The organism is Flavobacterium kochi, assembly GCF_048286715.1.
Classification (GTDB): Bacteria; Bacteroidota; Bacteroidia; order Flavobacteriales; family Flavobacteriaceae; genus Flavobacterium.
In genome coordinates, this window is the sequence record NZ_JBLVPW010000002.1 from 104,758 (window position 1) to 123,740 (window position 18,983).

At 37.9% G+C, this 18,983-nt stretch carries 10 protein-coding genes; 9 read left to right on the plus strand and 1 reads right to left on the minus strand.

Features of this window, described 5'->3' with window-relative positions; translation table 11 throughout:
- Positions 1 to 13 precede the first annotated feature (13 nt).
- A complete protein-coding gene (locus ACNQGH_RS02910; RefSeq protein ID WP_417954485.1) occupies positions 14 to 2,878 on the minus strand; it encodes a triple tyrosine motif-containing protein in 2,865 nt (954 codons plus the stop codon).
- 349 nt (positions 2,879 to 3,227) lie between these two features.
- On the opposite strand from ACNQGH_RS02910, the gene ACNQGH_RS02915 reads away from it, so the two are divergent.
- The 9 genes from ACNQGH_RS02915 (at position 3,228) to ACNQGH_RS02955 (ending at position 18,540) form a co-directional block, all read left to right on the plus strand.
- Complete coding sequence (locus ACNQGH_RS02915; protein ID WP_417954486.1) at positions 3,228 to 6,338, plus strand: SusC/RagA family TonB-linked outer membrane protein; 3,111 nt, start codon at positions 3,228 to 3,230, stop codon at positions 6,336 to 6,338.
- 14 nt (positions 6,339 to 6,352) lie between these two features.
- The gene (locus ACNQGH_RS02920; RefSeq protein ID WP_417954487.1) at positions 6,353 to 7,861 is read left to right on the plus strand and encodes a RagB/SusD family nutrient uptake outer membrane protein; all 1,509 of its coding nucleotides are present in this window, start codon (positions 6,353 to 6,355) and stop codon (positions 7,859 to 7,861) included.
- Positions 7,862 to 7,875: 14 nt separating this feature from the next.
- Positions 7,876 to 8,961 (plus strand): hypothetical protein, encoded by a 1,086-nt coding sequence (locus tag ACNQGH_RS02925; protein ID WP_417954488.1) that lies wholly within the window; start codon positions 7,876 to 7,878, stop codon positions 8,959 to 8,961.
- A 9-nt stretch (positions 8,962 to 8,970) separates the two neighbouring features.
- Positions 8,971 to 9,930, plus strand: coding sequence for a hypothetical protein (locus tag ACNQGH_RS02930; protein WP_417954489.1), 960 nt, complete (start codon positions 8,971 to 8,973; stop codon positions 9,928 to 9,930).
- 81 nt (positions 9,931 to 10,011) lie between these two features.
- Positions 10,012 to 11,115 (plus strand): family 16 glycosylhydrolase, encoded by a 1,104-nt coding sequence (locus tag ACNQGH_RS02935; RefSeq protein ID WP_417954490.1) that lies wholly within the window; start codon positions 10,012 to 10,014, stop codon positions 11,113 to 11,115.
- A 428-nt stretch (positions 11,116 to 11,543) separates the two neighbouring features.
- The gene (locus ACNQGH_RS02940; RefSeq protein ID WP_417954491.1) at positions 11,544 to 12,977 is read left to right on the plus strand and encodes a glycoside hydrolase family 30 protein; all 1,434 of its coding nucleotides are present in this window, start codon (positions 11,544 to 11,546) and stop codon (positions 12,975 to 12,977) included.
- 35 nt (positions 12,978 to 13,012) lie between these two features.
- On the plus strand, positions 13,013 to 14,470 hold the full coding sequence (locus ACNQGH_RS02945) for a glycoside hydrolase family 30 protein (RefSeq protein ID WP_417954492.1): 1,458 nt from the start codon (positions 13,013 to 13,015) through the stop codon (positions 14,468 to 14,470).
- A 33-nt stretch (positions 14,471 to 14,503) separates the two neighbouring features.
- Positions 14,504 to 16,240, plus strand: a complete 1,737-nt coding sequence (locus ACNQGH_RS02950; RefSeq protein WP_417954493.1) for a cellulase family glycosylhydrolase — start codon at positions 14,504 to 14,506, stop codon at positions 16,238 to 16,240.
- A 152-nt stretch (positions 16,241 to 16,392) separates the two neighbouring features.
- Positions 16,393 to 18,540 carry a glycoside hydrolase family 3 N-terminal domain-containing protein gene (locus ACNQGH_RS02955; protein ID WP_417954494.1) on the plus strand — a complete coding sequence of 716 codons (2,148 nt, stop codon included), beginning with the start codon at positions 16,393 to 16,395 and terminating at the stop codon, positions 18,538 to 18,540.
- The last annotated feature ends 443 nt before the right edge of the window (positions 18,541 to 18,983 follow it).

Here is an 18,983-nt window from a genome sequence, read left to right on the forward strand (position 1 = left end):
TGTGGCGTTTTTTTTAGATCTGCATCAGGAAACCAATTAGATTTTCCTTTTTGTTAAGACCTAATTTTTTCCGTAGTCGATAGCGGGCCAATTCAACGCCTCCACTTGAAATATTCATTATTTCGGCAATCTCTTTGGTAGACATATTCATCAGTAGATAAGTGGATAAATCTAATTCTCTAGGAGAAATTGTCGGATACTTTTCTTTTAGCCTTTTTAGAAAATCGAAGTGAACATTCTTGATGTGTTTCTCCAGATCTTTCCAGCTTTTGTCCGCGTTTACTTCTTTTGTAATACTTCTGTTCAGTTTTGTAAATTGGAACTTGGCATCTTCATCAAAGGATTCCACATTGATGTCTTTTAGTTTATAAATGATTCCGTTCAGGATTTTATTTTTCTTTACTACCTGTAAGGAGTTGTTAACCAATTCTTTATCTTTTGCCAGAATTTTAATTTGAAGCTTGTCATTTTTTAATTTTTCAATCTCTTTTTCAAGCTCATATTGCTCTTGTCTGATTTTTGATTCTTTTTCTAAATAGAGCCTTCTTTGTTCAATAGTTTCGTAGTACCTGTTTTTTCGTATTTTCGTTTTTATTCGTTTTCGGATAAAAAATACAGTGGCAGCAATAAGTAAAATATAAAATAAATAAGCCAAAAAATGCCTGTACCAGGGAGGTGAAATACTGAAATTCAATGTGGTTTGCTCTGATTGTTTGCCATAATTAGTTCTGGCTTTTAGCAGCATGGTGTAGTCACCTTCTCTCAGATTGGTGTATTCTTTAATGGCATTTGCAGACCAATTGCTCCATTGATTATCAAAACCTTTCAATTGATATGAAAATTCAAGATTTTCAAGATTTTCATACGAAGGGGATGAAAAAGTAAATTTCACATGATTGGAAGCGTACGGAATTTTGTAATTGTCCAGTGCTTTTTGCCCGTTGCCTAAAATAATAGTATCTCCGGGAAATGAAAAACCTCTTATATACGCCTTTGGTTTTGCTTCGTAATTGTTTAACAGATTGGGATTATAATGCGCTAATCCATCTGTTAAACCAATGAAAGTATCGTTAGGGCCAATTGTGTTTATAGACAGATTATTATACACGATATTTCCGGTAAGTTTTGAAAAAGGGGCTACAATATTTTTATAAGCACCCGTGGTTGTTTTCATCAGGACCCCTAATGATTCGCCAAAAATGTACCAGATATTTCCATACTTGTCTTGAGTTAAAGTGTTTATTTTTGGAACTTTGGAAAATAAATCGCTCATTTTTTTATCTTCAAAAAAAAGATTCTGTTCGTAGGAATACCTATAAAAGTGATTGCTTGTCTGAAAGTAAATCTTATTGTCCAGTTGTTGTATGTTTTCAATCGCTTTTACAGTTTTAGACAAATTTTGATATGTTTTGATTGACTCAAACTTCTTCAGATCACCACTTAATGTCATTCGATAGACTAAATTGTCTTTTTTTATCCAAACATCTTTTTGCTCCAATTCAAATGCTCCGGATGATTTAGAAAAACCTTCAATTTTATTTTTAAATTGCCAGCCATTGGCCGTTTTTTCAAAGACCGAAAATCCATTGTAATTGGAACCAATTAAATAGTTGGGCTGATTGGGGAGTTGCTGAAACTTCCAATACCCAGTATTGTCCAATATTTTTATGGTTTTTCCTCCTGAGATCAAAAGACCGCCAGTGTTATGAGAGCAAAATAACTGGTCGTCAATCACCTGTATGTTCCATGCCTGTCCGGTGGTTCCTTCTACGAGTTTAAACGTATCTTCTTTAATTGAATTATTCCAGGAGTGATAAAAGACACCCTGATTTGTAGCTACGTAAAGATTTCCTTTGTGTAATGCGGTGCCATACACTGTACTGATATTGTAGCTGAATCCAAAATAAGTAAAAGGAGAGTTTTCATTTATAAAGGTAATCCCATTATCAAGACCCAGCCAGAGATTTTTTTTACTGTCTGCAAAAGAGGTTAGTACAGTGTTATTCTGTAGCCCTTTTGCGCGATCTATATGCTGAATAATTTTTCCGTTTAAATCGCAGATAATGACGCCATCTAAAACAGAATTAAGAACTATAAAGGGATCCTTTATAGTAATGCCTCCCAGGGAACTGTTCTTTTTAATGAAAGCATTCGCTTCGGTGTCCCAGGGAATCATTTTTTCATGGTCATATATATAAAGCCCTTTATTTAAGGTAGCCACCAGCAGCTTGTTCTCAGGCAACGGAAATATACCCCAGATTTCTGTATTGTTTAAAATGGCAGTGTTTTTTAGCTGGTATAGTTTTTCGTTTTTGTATTCCAATATTCCCATTGAAATGTCCTGGAGATAGAGGTGGCTTTTTACCTGGAAGGAGAACTGGAATCGCTTGGGCGCTTCAATGATTTTAATTTTTTTGTGCTTAAAGATATATACTCTTTCAAAGGATTGAAAAATAACTTCGTCATTATGGATGTGTATTTTCCAGATAAAATCCATCAGTTTCAGAGTAGTCTTGTTTATAATTTTAGATAATGAAAAATAAACCAGTTTCCCTTTTGAATTCGATTTGAAATAGCCGAATTCACTGTAACCTCCCACAAAAATTTTTCCCGAATGATCAATTTTTACGCAGCGTACGGCTGTGGAGTTTGGGATGTTGTATTTGCGCCATGAGGAACCGTCAAACTGAAAAAGACCATTGTTGTTAGCGAAATATAAATTGCCGTTTTTGTCCTGGTCAATATCCCAATTTTGGGTTCCTCCTTTATAGTCGGATCTTTTGTAATTTCGAATGTCCGGAAGTCCAATGTTTTTTACCTGGCCAAAGAGGGCTGTGGTTACCAATAAAATTAGAAGATGGAATTTTATAAATCTCATGATTGAATTCTAAATATAATGAATTGACTACTATTAAAAAAAAACTTCAATTTCTATTTGTTGAACACTGGGAAGTAGTGTTTGATTTTAGTCAAATTGAATAAAAAAGCGAAATTTTTATTTATTTTATAAATGTAGTGGTTTTTTTTTAAATTAACATTTGTATAACAGTATAATTTTAAATATAAATCATTTAAAATTAGTTATTTATGTTTAATTTGATGTGTTTTTGTTATGTAATAAAAAAGCATTTGATGTGTTTTTGTAATATAATTTTAATGTGAATATAAAAAAAATAGATATAATATTGCTAGAAATTACTAATTAATTAACCAAAATTTTTAGAAATATGAAATTTACAAAATTGTTTATTTTTTGTTTTTTATCTATTCTATTCTCAGTTTACGCACAAGCACAAGATGTTAATGTAAGCGGAAAAGTTTATGACGAAAACGGACTTCCCATTCCAGGAGTATCCATTTTAATTAAAGGAACTTCCAAAGCTACTGCTTCGGATATTGATGGAAATTATCAAATAAAGGCCACTTCAAATGGTGCTTTAGTATTTAGTTATTTAGGTTACGATACCGCTCAGCAATCTATTAACGGAAGAAATCGAATTGATGTAAAACTGAATCCTTCAACTGAATCTTTACAGGAAGTTGTAGTTGTAGGTTATGGTACCCAAAAGAAAAGTGTTGTTACCGGAGCAATATCCAGTGTAAGGGCTAAAGATCTTGAAAAAGTTCCTAATGGTCGTATTGAGCAGGCTTTACAGGGCAGGGTTTCCGGTGTTACCATTGCTGCCAGTTCCGGCCAGCCTGGTGCGTCATCAACCATACGTATCAGAGGGGTCACTACTTTTGGAGAAGGAGGGAATGATCCTCTTTGGGTTGTAGATGGTGTTGTTGTAGATGCTGGAGGAATTGGATTTCTTAACCAGTCTGATATTGAATCAATCGAAGTGCTGAAAGATGCCGCTTCAGCAGCGATTTATGGAACACGTGCGGCTACGGGAGTCATTTTGGTTACAACCAAAAAAGGAAAATCCGGAAAAATTACAGTGAACTACAACGGATTTGCTGGAGTTTCATCACCGGAAAAGACCTTGCATTTACTAAATGCTACTCAATACGGTGCTTTATTAAATGAAAAATCAGTTGCTGCGGGCGGACCAGTTATATTTTCTAATTTAGCTGCTTTAGGGGTTGGCACGGATTGGCAAAAAGCTATTTTTAATACGAATGCTTTTCGTTATTCTCATGAATTAAGTATCAGCGGCGGTAGTGATGTTTCTAATTTTTATGCTTCTTTTGGGCTTCAGGATCAGGAAGGAATTGTTTCTACTGAAATTTCTAATTATACCAAAAAGAATTTTCGTTTGAACTCGACTCACAAAGTGTCTAAAGTATTTACTTTCGGACAGACCTTTGGATTTTCGAGACAAAAAACAATTGGTATCGGTAATACGAACAGTGAATTTGGCGGGCCATTAAGCTCTGCAATTAATCTGGATCCGACTACCCCGATTGTTGAAACAGATCCTGTTAAGGCAAATGCTGCTCCGTACAGTTCAAATCCTGTAATTCGCGATGCTAATGGAAATCCTTATGGAATTTCCAGCTTGGTTGGTCAGGAGATGACTAATCCTTTGGCATATGCCAAAACAAGGCTAGGAGGGTACGGCACTTCTGATGATTTAGTTGGAAATGCCTATTTAGAAGCTGCAATAACAAAGCATATCAAAGTGAGATCAACTCTTGGTGGAAAATTGTCTACCTGGGGAGGCCAGGGTTTTACGCCTGTTTTTTACTTAAGTGCGACTTCAAATGTGCTTAAGAATAATTATAGCAAAAACGATAACAAAAGTTTTGCGTGGAATATTGAAAACATTGTAACCTATGCAAATCAATTCGGTAACCATAATGTAACGGTATTGTTGGGACAAGGTTCTTATGTGGACAATATTGGAGGTGGTTCCGGAGCTACATTGTTTGGATTGCCTATTACAGATTATCGTGATGCCTCTTTCAACTTTGATATACCACAATCAGACAGAAGCAGTTATACCTTCGATATGACAGAACATAAATTGACTTCTTTATTTGCACGTATGAATTATGACTATAAGGAAAAGTATTTGTTTACCGGGATTATTCGTCGCGATGGTTCAAGTCGTTTTGGAGCCAATAATAAATTTGGTGTATTTCCATCGTTCAATTTAGGATGGGTGTTAACCAAAGAAGATTTTTGGAAAGAAAATAACGTGATTAATACCCTGAAAATCAGAGGTGGATATGGAGTTGTAGGAAATGATGCAATTCCAAATTTCAGGTACCTTTCCTTAGTGGAAGGAGGTTACAATTATTCTTTTGGAAATACCGGAGCAATAACTACCGGTTATGCCAACCTTACCCTAGATAATCCTGATTTGCAATGGGAGGAAACATCTCAGACCAATATCGGTTTTGAATCCAGATTTTTCGATGCCATCAGCCTTACGGTAGATTTATACAAGAAAACGACTAATGGAATTTTACGTCCAATCAATATACCGGGTTATGTCGGGGTAGCTTCAAATCCTACAGGAAACGTAGCCGATATGGACAATAAAGGTATTGAGGTTGAATTTGGGTACAGAAAGAAATTTGGGGAAGTTAATTTCTCTGTCAATGGAAACGTTGCTTATTTAGAAAACAAAGTTACCTACGTAGCTTCGGATTCAAATTATATTTCAGGAGACGCTTCTTTTCAGTCGATGGGACCAGTGACAAGAACACAGGTTGGACAGTCCTATAACTCCTTCTACGGATTTAAAACGGAAGGAATTTTTCAAAATGAGGCTGAAATAGCCGCTTATACAAATACTTCAGGCGGTTTAATCCAGCCAAGTGCCCGTCCTGGGGATTTCCGTTGGGTTGATACCGATGGAAATGGTTCTATAGGAGATGATGACAAACAGTTTTTGGGAAGTAATATTCCAAAATACACCTTTGGTTTAACCTTGAACCTGGAGTATAAAAACTTCGATTTTATGGCATTTACGCAAGGGGCAGCCGGGAATAAAATTTTCCAGGGATTGCGCAGACTGGATGTCGGTAACGCAAACTATCAGACGAGAGCATTAAGCCGTTGGACTGGTGAAGGAACTTCAAATGATTATCCGAGACTTACCAATGATGACTCGAATGGTAACTTTAGTAAGATGTCAGATTTCTATCTGGAAAAAGGAGATTATCTGAGGTTAAAATTAGTTCAGTTAGGGTATTCACTGCCTAGTGACGCGATTAGTAAAATTGGTGCAAGCAAAGTACGCTTGTATGTTACTGCTGAAAACCTGTTGACTTTGACTAAATACACAGGATTTGATCCTGAAATTGGTGGAGGTGTATTCGGGATTGATAAAGGGATTTACCCGCAAGCAAGAACATTTATGTTTGGAGCCAATTTACAATTTTAATAAAATTAAGAATTATGAAAACGATACAATTTAAATACTTTCTTATTGCAATAGCAATGGTTTCTTTTGGATCCTGTTCGGAAGAGTTTGTGGATATAAAACCAAAAGGATCCTTTCTTTCTGATAATTATTACGCCAATGAAGGACAGGCTACAGCAGCTTTAGTTGGAGTGTACGATGCGATCAGAAAAAATTCAGGTGGTTTTGAAAATATGATTGCCATGATGAATGCCGGTTCAGATGACTTCTACGCTGGTGGTGGTGGCGCAAGTGACGGAGCGGGAATCCAAAATTTTTCTAAGCACACACTTACCGCTACAACGGTTCCGGGCAGTTTTTGGAATGATCATTACCAGGGGATCTTCAGAGCCAATACGCTGCTGGTAAAATTACCTGAGGTTGCTATGGCTGATAATTTGAAAACAAGGTTTGCAGCAGAGTCAAAAGCATTGCGTGCGATCTATTATTTCAATTTGGTACGAATATTTAAAAACATTCCGTTGCTATTGGATCCTTTAACAGCGACTAACATGTATGATGTGGAGCAGGCAGCTCCTGAGGCCGTGTACGCTCAAATTGAAAAAGATTTATCAGAAGCCATAAATGCTTTACCAACAACGGTTCCGGCTGCAACAGAATCCGGACGTCTTACAAAAGGTGCCGCTCAGGCGATGCTTGGAAAAGTATATTTGTATGAAGGTAAAAAGACAGAAGCAGCTGCTGTTTTGGCGCAGGTAAACGGGACTCCGGGAACAACGAATCAATACGGTAACAGACTGTTGTCCAGCTTTAATGATTTATGGGTTGTTTCCAATAAATTTAATGCGGAGTCACTTTTAGAAGTGTCGCACACCAGTGCCGGTAATTCTGATTGGGGATTCTGGGGAAGTGGTAAAGATGAGGGAAATTCACTAAATGTTATGGTAGGTCCTAGAAGCTACTCCAGACCATCCGGTTCTACAGCTCCGGATTTGCCATCGGGATGGAGTTTTAATGTTATTACACAAGATTTGTACGATGCCATTAAATTAGACCCAAGATTTGGAGCTACTGTATTTGATCTGAAAGCTTTAAAAGCGGCAGGTCAGGCAGATTATATTGGTGGTTATCAGGATACAGGCTATTTCTTAAATAAATTCCTTCCAAGAAAAACGGATGTTCGTACCGGTGGTGGAGCAGCAGAGTTAAATTACAAACAAAACTCTTACGTAATTAGACTTGCAGATACGTATCTGATGGAAGCGGAAGCATTGGGTTCAGGAACAAGGGCACAGGCATTGCTGGATGCAGTAAGAGCAAGAGTTGGTTTGCCCCCTGTCCCAGTTACACTTACGGCGATAAAAAATGAAAGAAGAATGGAACTTGCCGGCGAAGGCCATAGATTTTTTGATCTGGTAAGATGGGGTGATGGGGCTTCTAAATTGGCAAGCAGAGGTTTTGTTGCCGGTAAAGATGAAATTTTTCCGATACCAACGAGAGAACTTCAAGGTACTAAGTTGAAACAAAACCCTGGGTATAATTAATAAAAGATACAATTATGAAAAAGATAAAATTTATTTTCAGCTTTGTACTGCTGCTGGCTGTTACTGTAAGTTGTACTGTTGAGGGGATTAGTAATGATACTGCTCTTTTGGGTACTGATTCGTCAGCGAATCTCAATAAGATATTTGATGTCAGTACTGATAATTCCGGAAAAGTGAAGATCACTCCCACAGCTGATGGTGCTACTTCGTTTCAGGTCGTTTATGGACAGGGTACCGAAGCGCCAACTACGGTTGCTCCCGGTTCCAGTGCAACCCATATTTATCCGGAAGGGAAATATACGGTGAAAATTATCGCCACCTCTGTTTCTGGTGCAAAAACAGAACAGACATTCCCATTAGATGTTGTCTACAGAGCACCGGAAAGCTTAATTATTTCCACATCCGGAGAGATGAGGGTAAAAGCTACCGCTTTATATGCCAAATCATTTTTAGTATACTATGGAGATGTAGCGAATGAAGTGGGTACACCAATGGCTATAGGCCAGGAATTACCCGCTCATGTTTACCCGGCAACCGGGGGACCTTTTGTTTTGAAGGTAACAGCTCAAAGTGGAGGTGCTGCAACTACTCAGGGAACAAAAACATTGTTTGGATTTCCGGTTGATTTTGAAAATACAGCCGTAAATTACTTTTTTGGGACTTTTGGTGATGTGACTTTTTCTAAAGTGGCAAATCCAAACGCTACGGGTTTAAATACCAGTGCAATGGTGGGTAAATATACCAAGCCTGCCGGAGCAGCTTCATGGAGCGGAACGTACAGCCCATTGAATATCCCTGTTAATTTTTCTTATGGAAAAAAAATCAAAGTTTTGGCTTACAATCCTGATCCTGCCAATATTGGTAAAAAATTAAATGTTGAATTGGAATGGGCTGTTGACGGAAATCCGGGAAATGGTGTTGCTGCATTAAAAGCGCCATTTACGACCTCTGGTGCCTGGGAAGAAATTGTATTTGATTACAGCGGGATTTCAGGAATACCTGCAGGAGCCAAATTTACGCAACTTGTTTTACGCTACAATGATTCGGATTCAGGAACTGGAGAAGTTATCTATGTGGATAACATTAGATTAACAAATTAAAATAAAACTATGAAAACAAATATAAAATTCATTTTTGGAGTTTTCTTTGTGTTACTGCTAACATTAAGTAGTTGTACGCAGGAAACCTATTCGTTAGGAGATTTAACCGCTCCGACAAACATTGTTGTTAGTACTCAGGTTGTAGGGCAAGATGCAACGCATCCTAATGGCGATGGTTCGGGGAACGTGAAAATTACGCTAACTGGTGATGATGTGCTTTCCTATAAAATAGATTATGATGCCAGTACTGCGGTGGATTTAGTTTACCTGCCCAATGGTACCACAACTAAAAAATACACCACCCTTGGGGTAAATACCTACAGGATTACGGTTGTTGCTTATGGCAAAGGCGGGTCTTCCACTAATGTTACCAAAGACGTTACAGTAAGAAGTGATTTTACCGTTAATCCGGCAATTGTCACTGCTTTAACAAACGACGCATCAAAAACCTGGGTTGTTGATAAAAGCGTAGCAGGTCATTTGGGTGTTGGTCCTTGGAATGTATCTTCTATCAGACCGGAATGGTGGGCTGCAGGGGTTAATGAAAAGGTAGCTTCTGCCAATTGTTTTTACACAGCTACTTTTACTTTTGCTAAAGTTGCCGGTACCGGAACGTACTCTTTACAAGTGGCTACTCCGGACGGTGCATTTACAAAAACAGGTTCATTGACAACGCTTCCGGGAATTCCTGCAACAGGAGATGAAGGCTGCTACAATTATGGGGGAGGAACCGCTGCTTTTTCTTTCATTCCTTCTTCAAGCGGAGCACCGGCATTGCCTTCTATGTCCGATAATTCACCGTCAACTCAAACCAGTATGCTGTTATCCGGAGTCACTACTTTCATAGGATACGGTGCTGTACTGAAAGAATATGAAATTTTGGCAATTACATCAACATATATGTATCTTAGAGTACAAGGAACCGAAACCGGAAATGCCTGGTATTTAAAATTAAAGCCGGCACCCTAATAAATAGGAATGAAATGTAAGCTCAGAACTCATTGGATAGTTCTGAGCTTTATTTTAATAGGAATTATAAAAAAATAAATAATGGGAAATAATGTATTGCTTCAATTTTCAAAAAACAGGAATTATCAATTCCAGAGGAGTTTGTTTTTCATAGCTTTAGCTAATTTTTTCATGTTGTTTTCCTGTAGTGGAAATAATAATGGAGGAGATACAGTTATAACAGCGCCTTCAAATCTTGCAGTTTCAGCAACAGTAGTGGGGGCAGACACACAAAATCCAAATGGAAACGGTAGCGGAACAGTGAATTTTAGCATCGATGCCACTAATGCGACTTCCTATAAAATTTTACTTGGAAATGGAGAAACGAAAGAACTGACAAATGGAAATTTTACTTATACCTATACAACATCCGGTACACATACCTATGTTATATATGTGTCTGCATACAATTCAGGACAGTTTGTTGCTACCACACTTTCAGTAACAGTTTTCGTGGGATCTTCTTTAGTCTGGTCCGATGAATTTAATACGGACGGAGCGCCTGACAGTTCAAAATGGGGATATGATTTAGGTGCTGGTGGCTGGGGAAATAATGAGTCCCAATATTATACGAACCGGGCTGAAAATATAATTGTTCAGAATGGTCTTTTAAAAATCAGGACCCTAAAAGAAAGCTTTAGCGGAAGCAACTATACTTCGGCCAGAATTCTTACAAAAGATAAATTTTCCTTCAAATATGGGAGAGTGGAAATTCGGGCAAAACTGGCTGCTGGTGGCGGAACCTGGCCCGCGCTGTGGATGTTGGGAGCTAATAGCAGTACCGTTGGATGGCCGGCTTGCGGAGAAATAGATATGATGGAACATATTGGTAATGAGCTGAATAAAATTCATGGATCTTTGCATTCTCCAGGACGTTCAGGAAATACACCCGATACGGGTACCGTTGTAATTTCGAATGCTGCGACTGAGTTTCATATTTATAGTATTGACTGGACCGCTGCATCCATTAAGTTTTATGTGGACAATCAGTTGTTTTATACCTTTTCCAATGCGGCTGCTTTTCCTTTTAATCAGAATTTTTTCCTGATTATAAACAGTGCAATAGGAGGTAATTTTGGAGGTACAATTGATCCAAATTTCACTTCTTCGACTTTTGAAATAGATTATGTCAGAGTTTATAATTAATGTGTTTTGTTAGTTAGTAGGTTCTTCATTGTGAGCTTCTGTTTGTAAGTTGAATAGAAGCTTCAGTGGAGAATAATAATTTAAAAATTAATAAATGAATCAGACCAAAAAAATAATCAGTTCAATAACATAGATGCCACTGTGTATGTTCTCCCAGCCTGAAACAATAAAGGTGATTACCGATACTGGCCGCCTGGATTGCAAGTGATGGAAAAAGAAAGCATCGCAACGATTATTTTACGTCCCAAATTAAATTTACCGGTAACCCAATGGATAGGGACGCTGTTTTTATTTCTAAAAACAGTATTTTAAAAGTGAAAAAATGTGCCGTTTTTAAACAAATGCATAAAAGCTAAGATATCCGTCCGATCACTTGCCGGTTGTTGCAATAAACTTTAAATAAAAATATGAACTCGATACACCCTACTATGAAAATATTCGTTTTACTAACCCTTTCACTGCTGCTGTCAAAATGTTCTCCGGCAAGTGATACTGTTAATCCTACGCCAGCTCCGGTTCCGCCGGTAGTTACAAATGAAGTTGATTTTTGGCTGACCAAAGGCAATCAGACTGCAATCCTTCAAAAACAGACCTCAATTTTAGCATTTGGGACAGCCTATAATAATTATGCTACTATTGAAGTTGATGATTCCCAAACATTTCAAAGTGTTGATGGATTCGGATATACTTTGACCGGCGGAAGTGCTCAGGTCATTAATCAGTTAAATGCACAAAAAAGACAGGAATTATTGCAGGAATTGTTTGGTGCAAATGACAATTCAATCGCCATAAGTTATTTAAGAATCAGTATCGGTGCTTCGGATATGAATGCAATACCATTTACTTATGATGATTTGCCAAGTGGGCAAACAGATGTGAATCTGGACAACTTCAGTTTAGCTCCGGACAAAAATGATTTGATTCCCATGTTAAAAGAAATAGTGGCAATCAATCCAAAAATTAAAATTATGGCCACGCCATGGTCTCCGCCCGTGTGGATGAAAGACAATAATAATTTCGTTGGCGGAAGTTTGAAACCTCAGTATTACGGCGTTTATGCGCAATATTTTGTAAAATACATCCAAAAAATGAAAGCCGAAGGGATCACCATTGATGCCATTACGCCACAAAATGAGCCGTTGCATCCCGGAAATAATCCCAGCATGCTAATGCTCGCTTTACAACAGGCCGATTTTATAAAAAATCATTTGGGTCCTGCCTTTCAGACAGCAAATTTGACAACAAAAATTGTGGTATACGATCATAATTGCAACAAACCGGAATATCCGATAACCGTGTTAAGCGATGCTTCTGCCTATCCTTTTATTGACGGTTCTGCATTTCATTTGTATGAAGGAGATATAAGCGCTTTGTCAATGGTTCACACTGCGTTTCCCAATAAAAATTTATATTTCACGGAGCAATACACGGCTTCTACCGGAAGTTTTGAAGGTGATTTGAAATGGCATGTAAAAAATGTAATTATTGGCTCCATGCGAAACTGGAGTAAAACAGCACTGGAGTGGAACTTAGCCAATAATGCTTCTTTTGGACCGAATACACCAGGGGGGTGTACTACCTGTAAAGGAGCAATAACGATAAATAGCAGTGATAGTTTTACCAGAAATGTAGGGTATTATATCATTGCCCATGCTTCTAAATTTGTGCCTGGGGGCGCTGTCAGAATTGCAAGCAATAGCAGTGGTAATTTAAACAATGTGGCTTTTAAAACCGGGAGTGGAAAAAAAGTTTTAATTGTAGAAAATGATGGGAACACTGCTGAAATTTTCAATATAAAATACAATGGGAATTGGATTACGACTTCTTTGGAAGCCGGTTCGGTAGGAACCTACAGTTGGTAAAAATAACATACATACTTACATAATATATTTACAGAATGAAAAAAATCACCACAGCAGCACTTTTAGCAGTGTCTTTTTTAGCCCTTGCGCAACAGAAAAGTAAAATGAAACCGCAACCTTTTGCTGTAAAAGACAAAACAGTTACCGTTTACACAACGGCAGACGGTACGAATTTAAGATTAACAAAAACAGATAATCTGCAATTCACGGATTTAAAACAACCGCTTGAAACGCAACTGTGTGTTTTTGTAAATCCAGGCAAAACCTTCCAGACTTTTTTGGGAATTGGTGGAGCAATAACTGACGCCAGTGCTGAGGTTTTTGCAAAATTAACGAAAGAAAACCAAAAGGAATTTTTAGAAGCATATTACGATAAAGAGAAAGGGATCGGGTATTCGATAATAAGAACAAACATTCAGAGCTGTGATTTTAGTTCAGGAAGTTATACTTATGTTGATGAAGGGGATGCCTCTCTAAAAAGTTTTACTATTGCTCATGATAAAGAATTCAGGATCCCATTAATAAAAAAAGCAATTGCAGCAGCGGGAGGCCAGGCTACAGTATATGTGAGTCCCTGGAGCCCTCCGGCTTTTATGAAGGATACTAAAGATATGTTGAGAGGTGGCAGACTGTTGCCTGAGTTTTATCAGTCTTGGGCAAATTATTACGTAAAATTTATCAATAGCTATCAAAAAGAGGGAATTCCGGTTTGGGGATTAACGATTCAAAATGAACCGATGGCCAAACAAAAATGGGAATCCTGTATTTACACGGCGGAGGAAGAACGTGATTTTCTGAAAAATTACCTGGGACCAACATTGAAAAAAGTAGGGCTGGGTGATAAAAAAATTATAGTTTGGGATCATAACAGAGATTTGCTGGCTCAGAGAGCAAGCACTATTTTAGATGACCCGGAAGCTAATAAATATGTTTGGGGAATTGGTTTTCATTGGTATGAAAGCTGGAGCGGAGGAGACTCAATGTTTGAAAATGTTGGAAAAGTTAATGAAATGTATCCCGAAAAAAACCTGATCTTTACAGAAGGTTGTGTGGAGAAATTTGATGCTAAAAATTTGCAGCTCTGGGCAAACGGGGAACGCTATGGAGAATCTATGATTCATGATTTTAATAACGGAACGGTGGGCTGGACAGACTGGAATGTTCTTTTGGATGAAAATGGAGGTCCTAATCATGTCGGTAATTTTTGTTTTTCTCCTTTACATGGCGATACAAAAACAGGGGCGTTAATTTATACGCCTTCCTATTATTTTATTGGTCATTTTTCTAAATTTATTGGTAAAAACGCGAAAAGAATTAGCAGTGTTGCAAGTCAAAGCTTTTTGATCACCACTTCTTTTTTTAATCAGGACGGTAAAGTAGTAACAGTTGTTATGAATAAAACAGCTAAGAAATTGAAGTATAATCTGTGCATTGGAACAAAAGCAACTGAAGTTGCTATCTTACCCCATGCTATTCAGACATTAGTTTATTAAACGCTAAAACTGCTTTATTTAAAAACCTGCTTTATGAAAAAAATAGTTTTAATAGTCTTTGCTTTTCTATCGCTTTCTTCCTTCGGACAAGGATTTTTACATCGAAATGGACAAAAAATTGTCAATGGAGAGGGACAAAATGTGGTGTTGCGTGGTCTGGGACTGGGGGGATGGATGGTTCAGGAAGGGTACATGCTGCAAACAGGTTCGTTTGCGGGGCCCCAACATGTGATAAGGCAAAAGATTATGGATTTAATTGGTGCCAAAAACACAGAAAAATTTTATGATGCCTATAAAGCAAACGGAATTACCAAAAAAGATATTGATTCCTTGGCGGCTTGGGGATTCAACTCGATTCGATTGCCCATGCACTACAATTTGTATACATTGCCTATTGAAAAAGAATCCGTTTCAGGTCAGAATACCTGGTTGGAAGAAGGTTTTAAAAGGACAGACAATCTATTGAAATGGTGTGCTGCCAATAAGATCTATTTGATTTTAGATTTACATGCAACTCCGGGAGGTCAGGGGAAAGATGCCAATATTTCAGATTACGATGATTCCAAACCATCGCTTTGGGAAAGTACGGCAAATCAAGATAAAATGGTTGCACTGTGGAAGAAGTTAGCGCTGCGTTACAAAGACAGCCCTTGGGTCGGAGCCTACGACATCATCAATGAACCCAATTGGAATTTTACGGGAACCAATGAAAATGGATGTGATGAAAAGTCTAACGCGCCTTTAAGAGCGCTGCAGGTCAGAATTACAAAAACCATAAGAGAAGTCGATACCAATCATTTAATTTTTATAGAAGGGAATTGTTGGGGGAATAATTACAATGGGATGTTTCCGCTTTGGGACGATAATATGGCGTTGAGTTTTCACAAATACTGGAACGATAACGATGTGGCTTCCATACAAAATATGCTAAATTTCAGAGCCCAATACAATGTGCCCATCTGGCTGGGTGAAAGTGGCGAAAACTCTAATGTCTGGTTTAAGGAGGCCATCGCTTTAATGGAATCCAATACTATTGGCTGGGCTTTTTGGCCAATGAAAAAAATTGAAAATTTAGCAGGAGTTACCTCAGTTAAAAAAACACCGGAATACGAGCAGTTACTAAAGTATTGGACAACAGGAGGGAAAAAGCCAACGGTAGCTTTTGCAAAAAAAGCGTTACTGCAAATTGCCGAAAACTACAAAATGAATAAGCTGACTATCCGGTATGATGTGATTGATGCCATGTTCAGACAGGTGCAGACCATCGATACGAAAAAATACAAAAAACATACTTTACCTGGAAAAGTGTTTGCAACAGAATATGATTTAGGACAAAACGGATTTGCTTATTTTGATAAAGATGTCGCCAATTATGATGGGACTAAATTTACCAAGTGGAACAAAGGAGGACTCATGAGAAATGACGGTGTTGATATTGAAGCTTGTACCGATACCACAACCAATGGTTTTCATGTTGCGTTTATTGAAGATCGCGAATGGTTGCAATACACCTTTGATTTAAAGACAGCGCAAACCTTTGATGTTGCTATCCGGTTTTCCAGTGACGTGGACGGAGGAAAGCTTTTCCTTGAGGACGAAAGTGGGAAAATTTCTGAAACCATTACGATTCCGTCTTCCGGAGGAATACATAATTGGCAGACAGTAACTTTGAAAAACGTGGTTTTGAAAAAAGGAACCAATACAATCAAAGTCTATTTCGAAAAAGGAAATTTCAATTTGAACTTTTTGGAATTTAAAAAAGCGGGTTAAAAAAATAAAAGATCATCTGCTGATCTTTACATTATGAAAGAATTGATATAAAAAACACACACAGTATTTAGGAATGAAAAAAATAGTAACGACCGCACTTTTATTTGAGCTGCTTTATTGCGTTTTCGCAGCAGAAAACAATTGACCAAAAAGTGGACGCTTTGTTAAAGCGAATGACTCTTGAAGAGAAAATAGGACAATTAAATCAATATACGGGAGACAATGCCGCAACTGGACCCGTAACAATAAATCCAAATAAACAATCCGAGATTAAAGCGGGTTTAATAGGTTCTATGTTGAATGTTATGGGAACGCAGCACACCAGACAATACCAGGAATTAGCAATGCAATCCCGACTGAAAATTCCTTTGCTCTTTGGTCAGGATGTCATTCATGGATACAAAACTACTTTTCCGCTTCCTTTGGCGGAAGCCGCAAGTTGGGATTTAGCCGCGATGGAGCTGTCGGCAAGAATTGCCGCAACAGAAGCGGCTGCCAGTGGAATCCATTGGACCTTTGCGCCAATGGTGGATATTGCACGTGATCCGCGTTGGGGACGTGTGATGGAAGGTGCTGGAGAAGATACGTATTTAGGTTCAAAAATCGCTTACGCCAGAGTAAAAGGTTTCCAGGGAAAATTGGGTGATGTCAATTCCGTGATGGCCTGCGTAAAACATTTTGCTGCTTATGGAGCCGCCATTGGCGGGAGAGACTACAACTCGGTTGATATGAGTGAAAGGATGCTTTGGGAAACGTATTTACCGCCTTTCAAATCAGCTTTGGATGCGGGTGCCGCAACGTTTATGAATTCGTTTAATGACCTTAACGGAATTCCGGCAACCGGAAATAAATATTTGCAAAGGGATATCCTGAAAGGAAAGTGGAATTTTAAGGGATTCGTAGTTTCCGATTGGGGTTCAATAGGCGAAATGATCAATCACGGCTATGTAAAAGACGGTAAGGAAGCAGCATTAGCGGCCATAACTGCCGGAAGTGATATGGACATGGAAAGCAATGCCTACCGAAATAATTTGGCACAATTAGTACAAGAGAAAAAGGTTCCCATTGCACTGATTGATGATGCGGTAAAAAGAATTTTACGCAAGAAATTTGAACTGGGATTATTTGAAGATCCTTATAAATACTCCAATCCGGAAAGAGAACAAGCAGCTTTGAATAATCCGGAACATCGAAAAGCAGCACGTGATATTGCCGCTAAAAGTATCGTATTGTTGAAGAATGAGCAAAATCTTTTACCGCTTTCGAAACAAACAAAAACCATTGCTTTTATTGGTCCTTTAGTTAAAGAACGCAAACAAAATATGGGTTTTTGGTCCGTGGAATTGCCAGAGGTGGATTATGATAAGCACGTTATTTCACAATGGGAAGGTGTACAGAATAAAGTAGGGAATACGGCCCGATTGCTGTATGCCAAAGGTTGTGAAATTGAAGGCGATAACAAAGATGGTTTTGCCGAAGCAATCGCTGTTGCGAATCAGGCGGATGTGGTGATTTTAAGTATTGGTGAAAGAAGAGATATGAGCGGTGAAGCGAAAAGTCGCAGTAACCTTCGATTACCGGGAGTTCAGGAAGAGTTGGTCAAAGCAATTCAGGCGACTGGAAAACCGGTTGTGGTTTTAATTAACGCCGGAAGACCGCTTATTTTTAACTGGACTGCGGATACTGTTCCTGCAATTTTATACACTTGGTGGCTGGGAAGCGAAGCAGGAAATGCTATTGCGGATGTTTTGTTTGGCGATTATAATCCATCGGGGAAATTACCCATTTCTTTTCCAAGGGAAGAAGGACAGATTCCGATTTACTACAATCATTTTAATACCGGAAGACCAGCTCGAAACGAAAATGAAACTAATTATGTTTCGGCATACACAGACTTAAAAAACAGCCCTAAATTTCCTTTTGGATACGGATTGAGCTATACTTCTTTCGAATATTCGAATTTGAAATTATCTAAAAATAAAATTAAAAGGACAGAGACCATAGAAGCATCAGTAACGATAACCAATTCAGGAAAAGTAGCAGGTGAAGAAGTAGTCCAGTTGTATTTAAGGGACAAAGTTGGGTCAGTAGTGCGACCAATTATTGAACTGAAAGATTTTCAAAAGATCAAACTGAATGCCGGCGAAACTAAAACGATCAAATTCACCTTAAACAAAGAAAAATTATCTTTTTATAATGCAGCATTACAATGGGTTGCTGAGCCGGGCGATTTTGATTTAATGATTGGATCCTCTTCTGCGGATATTCGTTTGAAAGACACTTTTGAATTGGTAGACTAAAGCGAACTGGTGGCTTAAACGATTACTACTTTTAACCCGGAATATGCTAGTTTTGGAGTGGAAGCAGTGTTAAGAATTAAATCCTAAATTTAAATCATGAAGAGTCCAGACTATTCAAAATAATTATTAAAAGGACCTAAGATGTTCGAATCGTTTATTCTTGTAAATATTTAGTATTTAATATTTTAAGCAAATAACGCCCAATTCTATGAAACATAAAAAACCTCCAAAATTATTTATTTTTGGAGGTTTGTGATTTTGGGACGGTTTACTTCTCGCTTATAGGGCTGACCTGTTATTTTTCGTTTTTTAGCAGAACACTGGGAATAGCTCAATAATAATCAATATTTTAAAAAGTTTAATTTTAAATGCTGCTCTTAAAAATCACTAAAAGTGGGTATTGTGAAATAAAAAAAGTTAATATATTATTGTAGGAAATGTTT

Coding starts and splice junctions, on each gene's coding strand:
- ACNQGH_RS02940 (WP_417954491.1), top strand. CDS start 11,544: ATGAAAATATTCGTTTTACTAACCCTTTCACTGCTGCTGTCAAAATGT.
- ACNQGH_RS02920 (WP_417954487.1), top strand. CDS start 6,353: ATGAAAACGATACAATTTAAATACTTTCTTATTGCAATAGCAATGGTT.
- ACNQGH_RS02930 (WP_417954489.1), top strand. CDS start 8,971: ATGAAAACAAATATAAAATTCATTTTTGGAGTTTTCTTTGTGTTACTG.
- ACNQGH_RS02915 (WP_417954486.1), top strand. CDS start 3,228: ATGAAATTTACAAAATTGTTTATTTTTTGTTTTTTATCTATTCTATTC.
- ACNQGH_RS02910 (WP_417954485.1), bottom strand. CDS start 2,878: ATGAGATTTATAAAATTCCATCTTCTAATTTTATTGGTAACCACAGCC.
- ACNQGH_RS02950 (WP_417954493.1), top strand. CDS start 14,504: ATGAAAAAAATAGTTTTAATAGTCTTTGCTTTTCTATCGCTTTCTTCC.
- ACNQGH_RS02935 (WP_417954490.1), top strand. CDS start 10,012: ATGGGAAATAATGTATTGCTTCAATTTTCAAAAAACAGGAATTATCAA.
- ACNQGH_RS02925 (WP_417954488.1), top strand. CDS start 7,876: ATGAAAAAGATAAAATTTATTTTCAGCTTTGTACTGCTGCTGGCTGTT.
- ACNQGH_RS02945 (WP_417954492.1), top strand. CDS start 13,013: ATGAAAAAAATCACCACAGCAGCACTTTTAGCAGTGTCTTTTTTAGCC.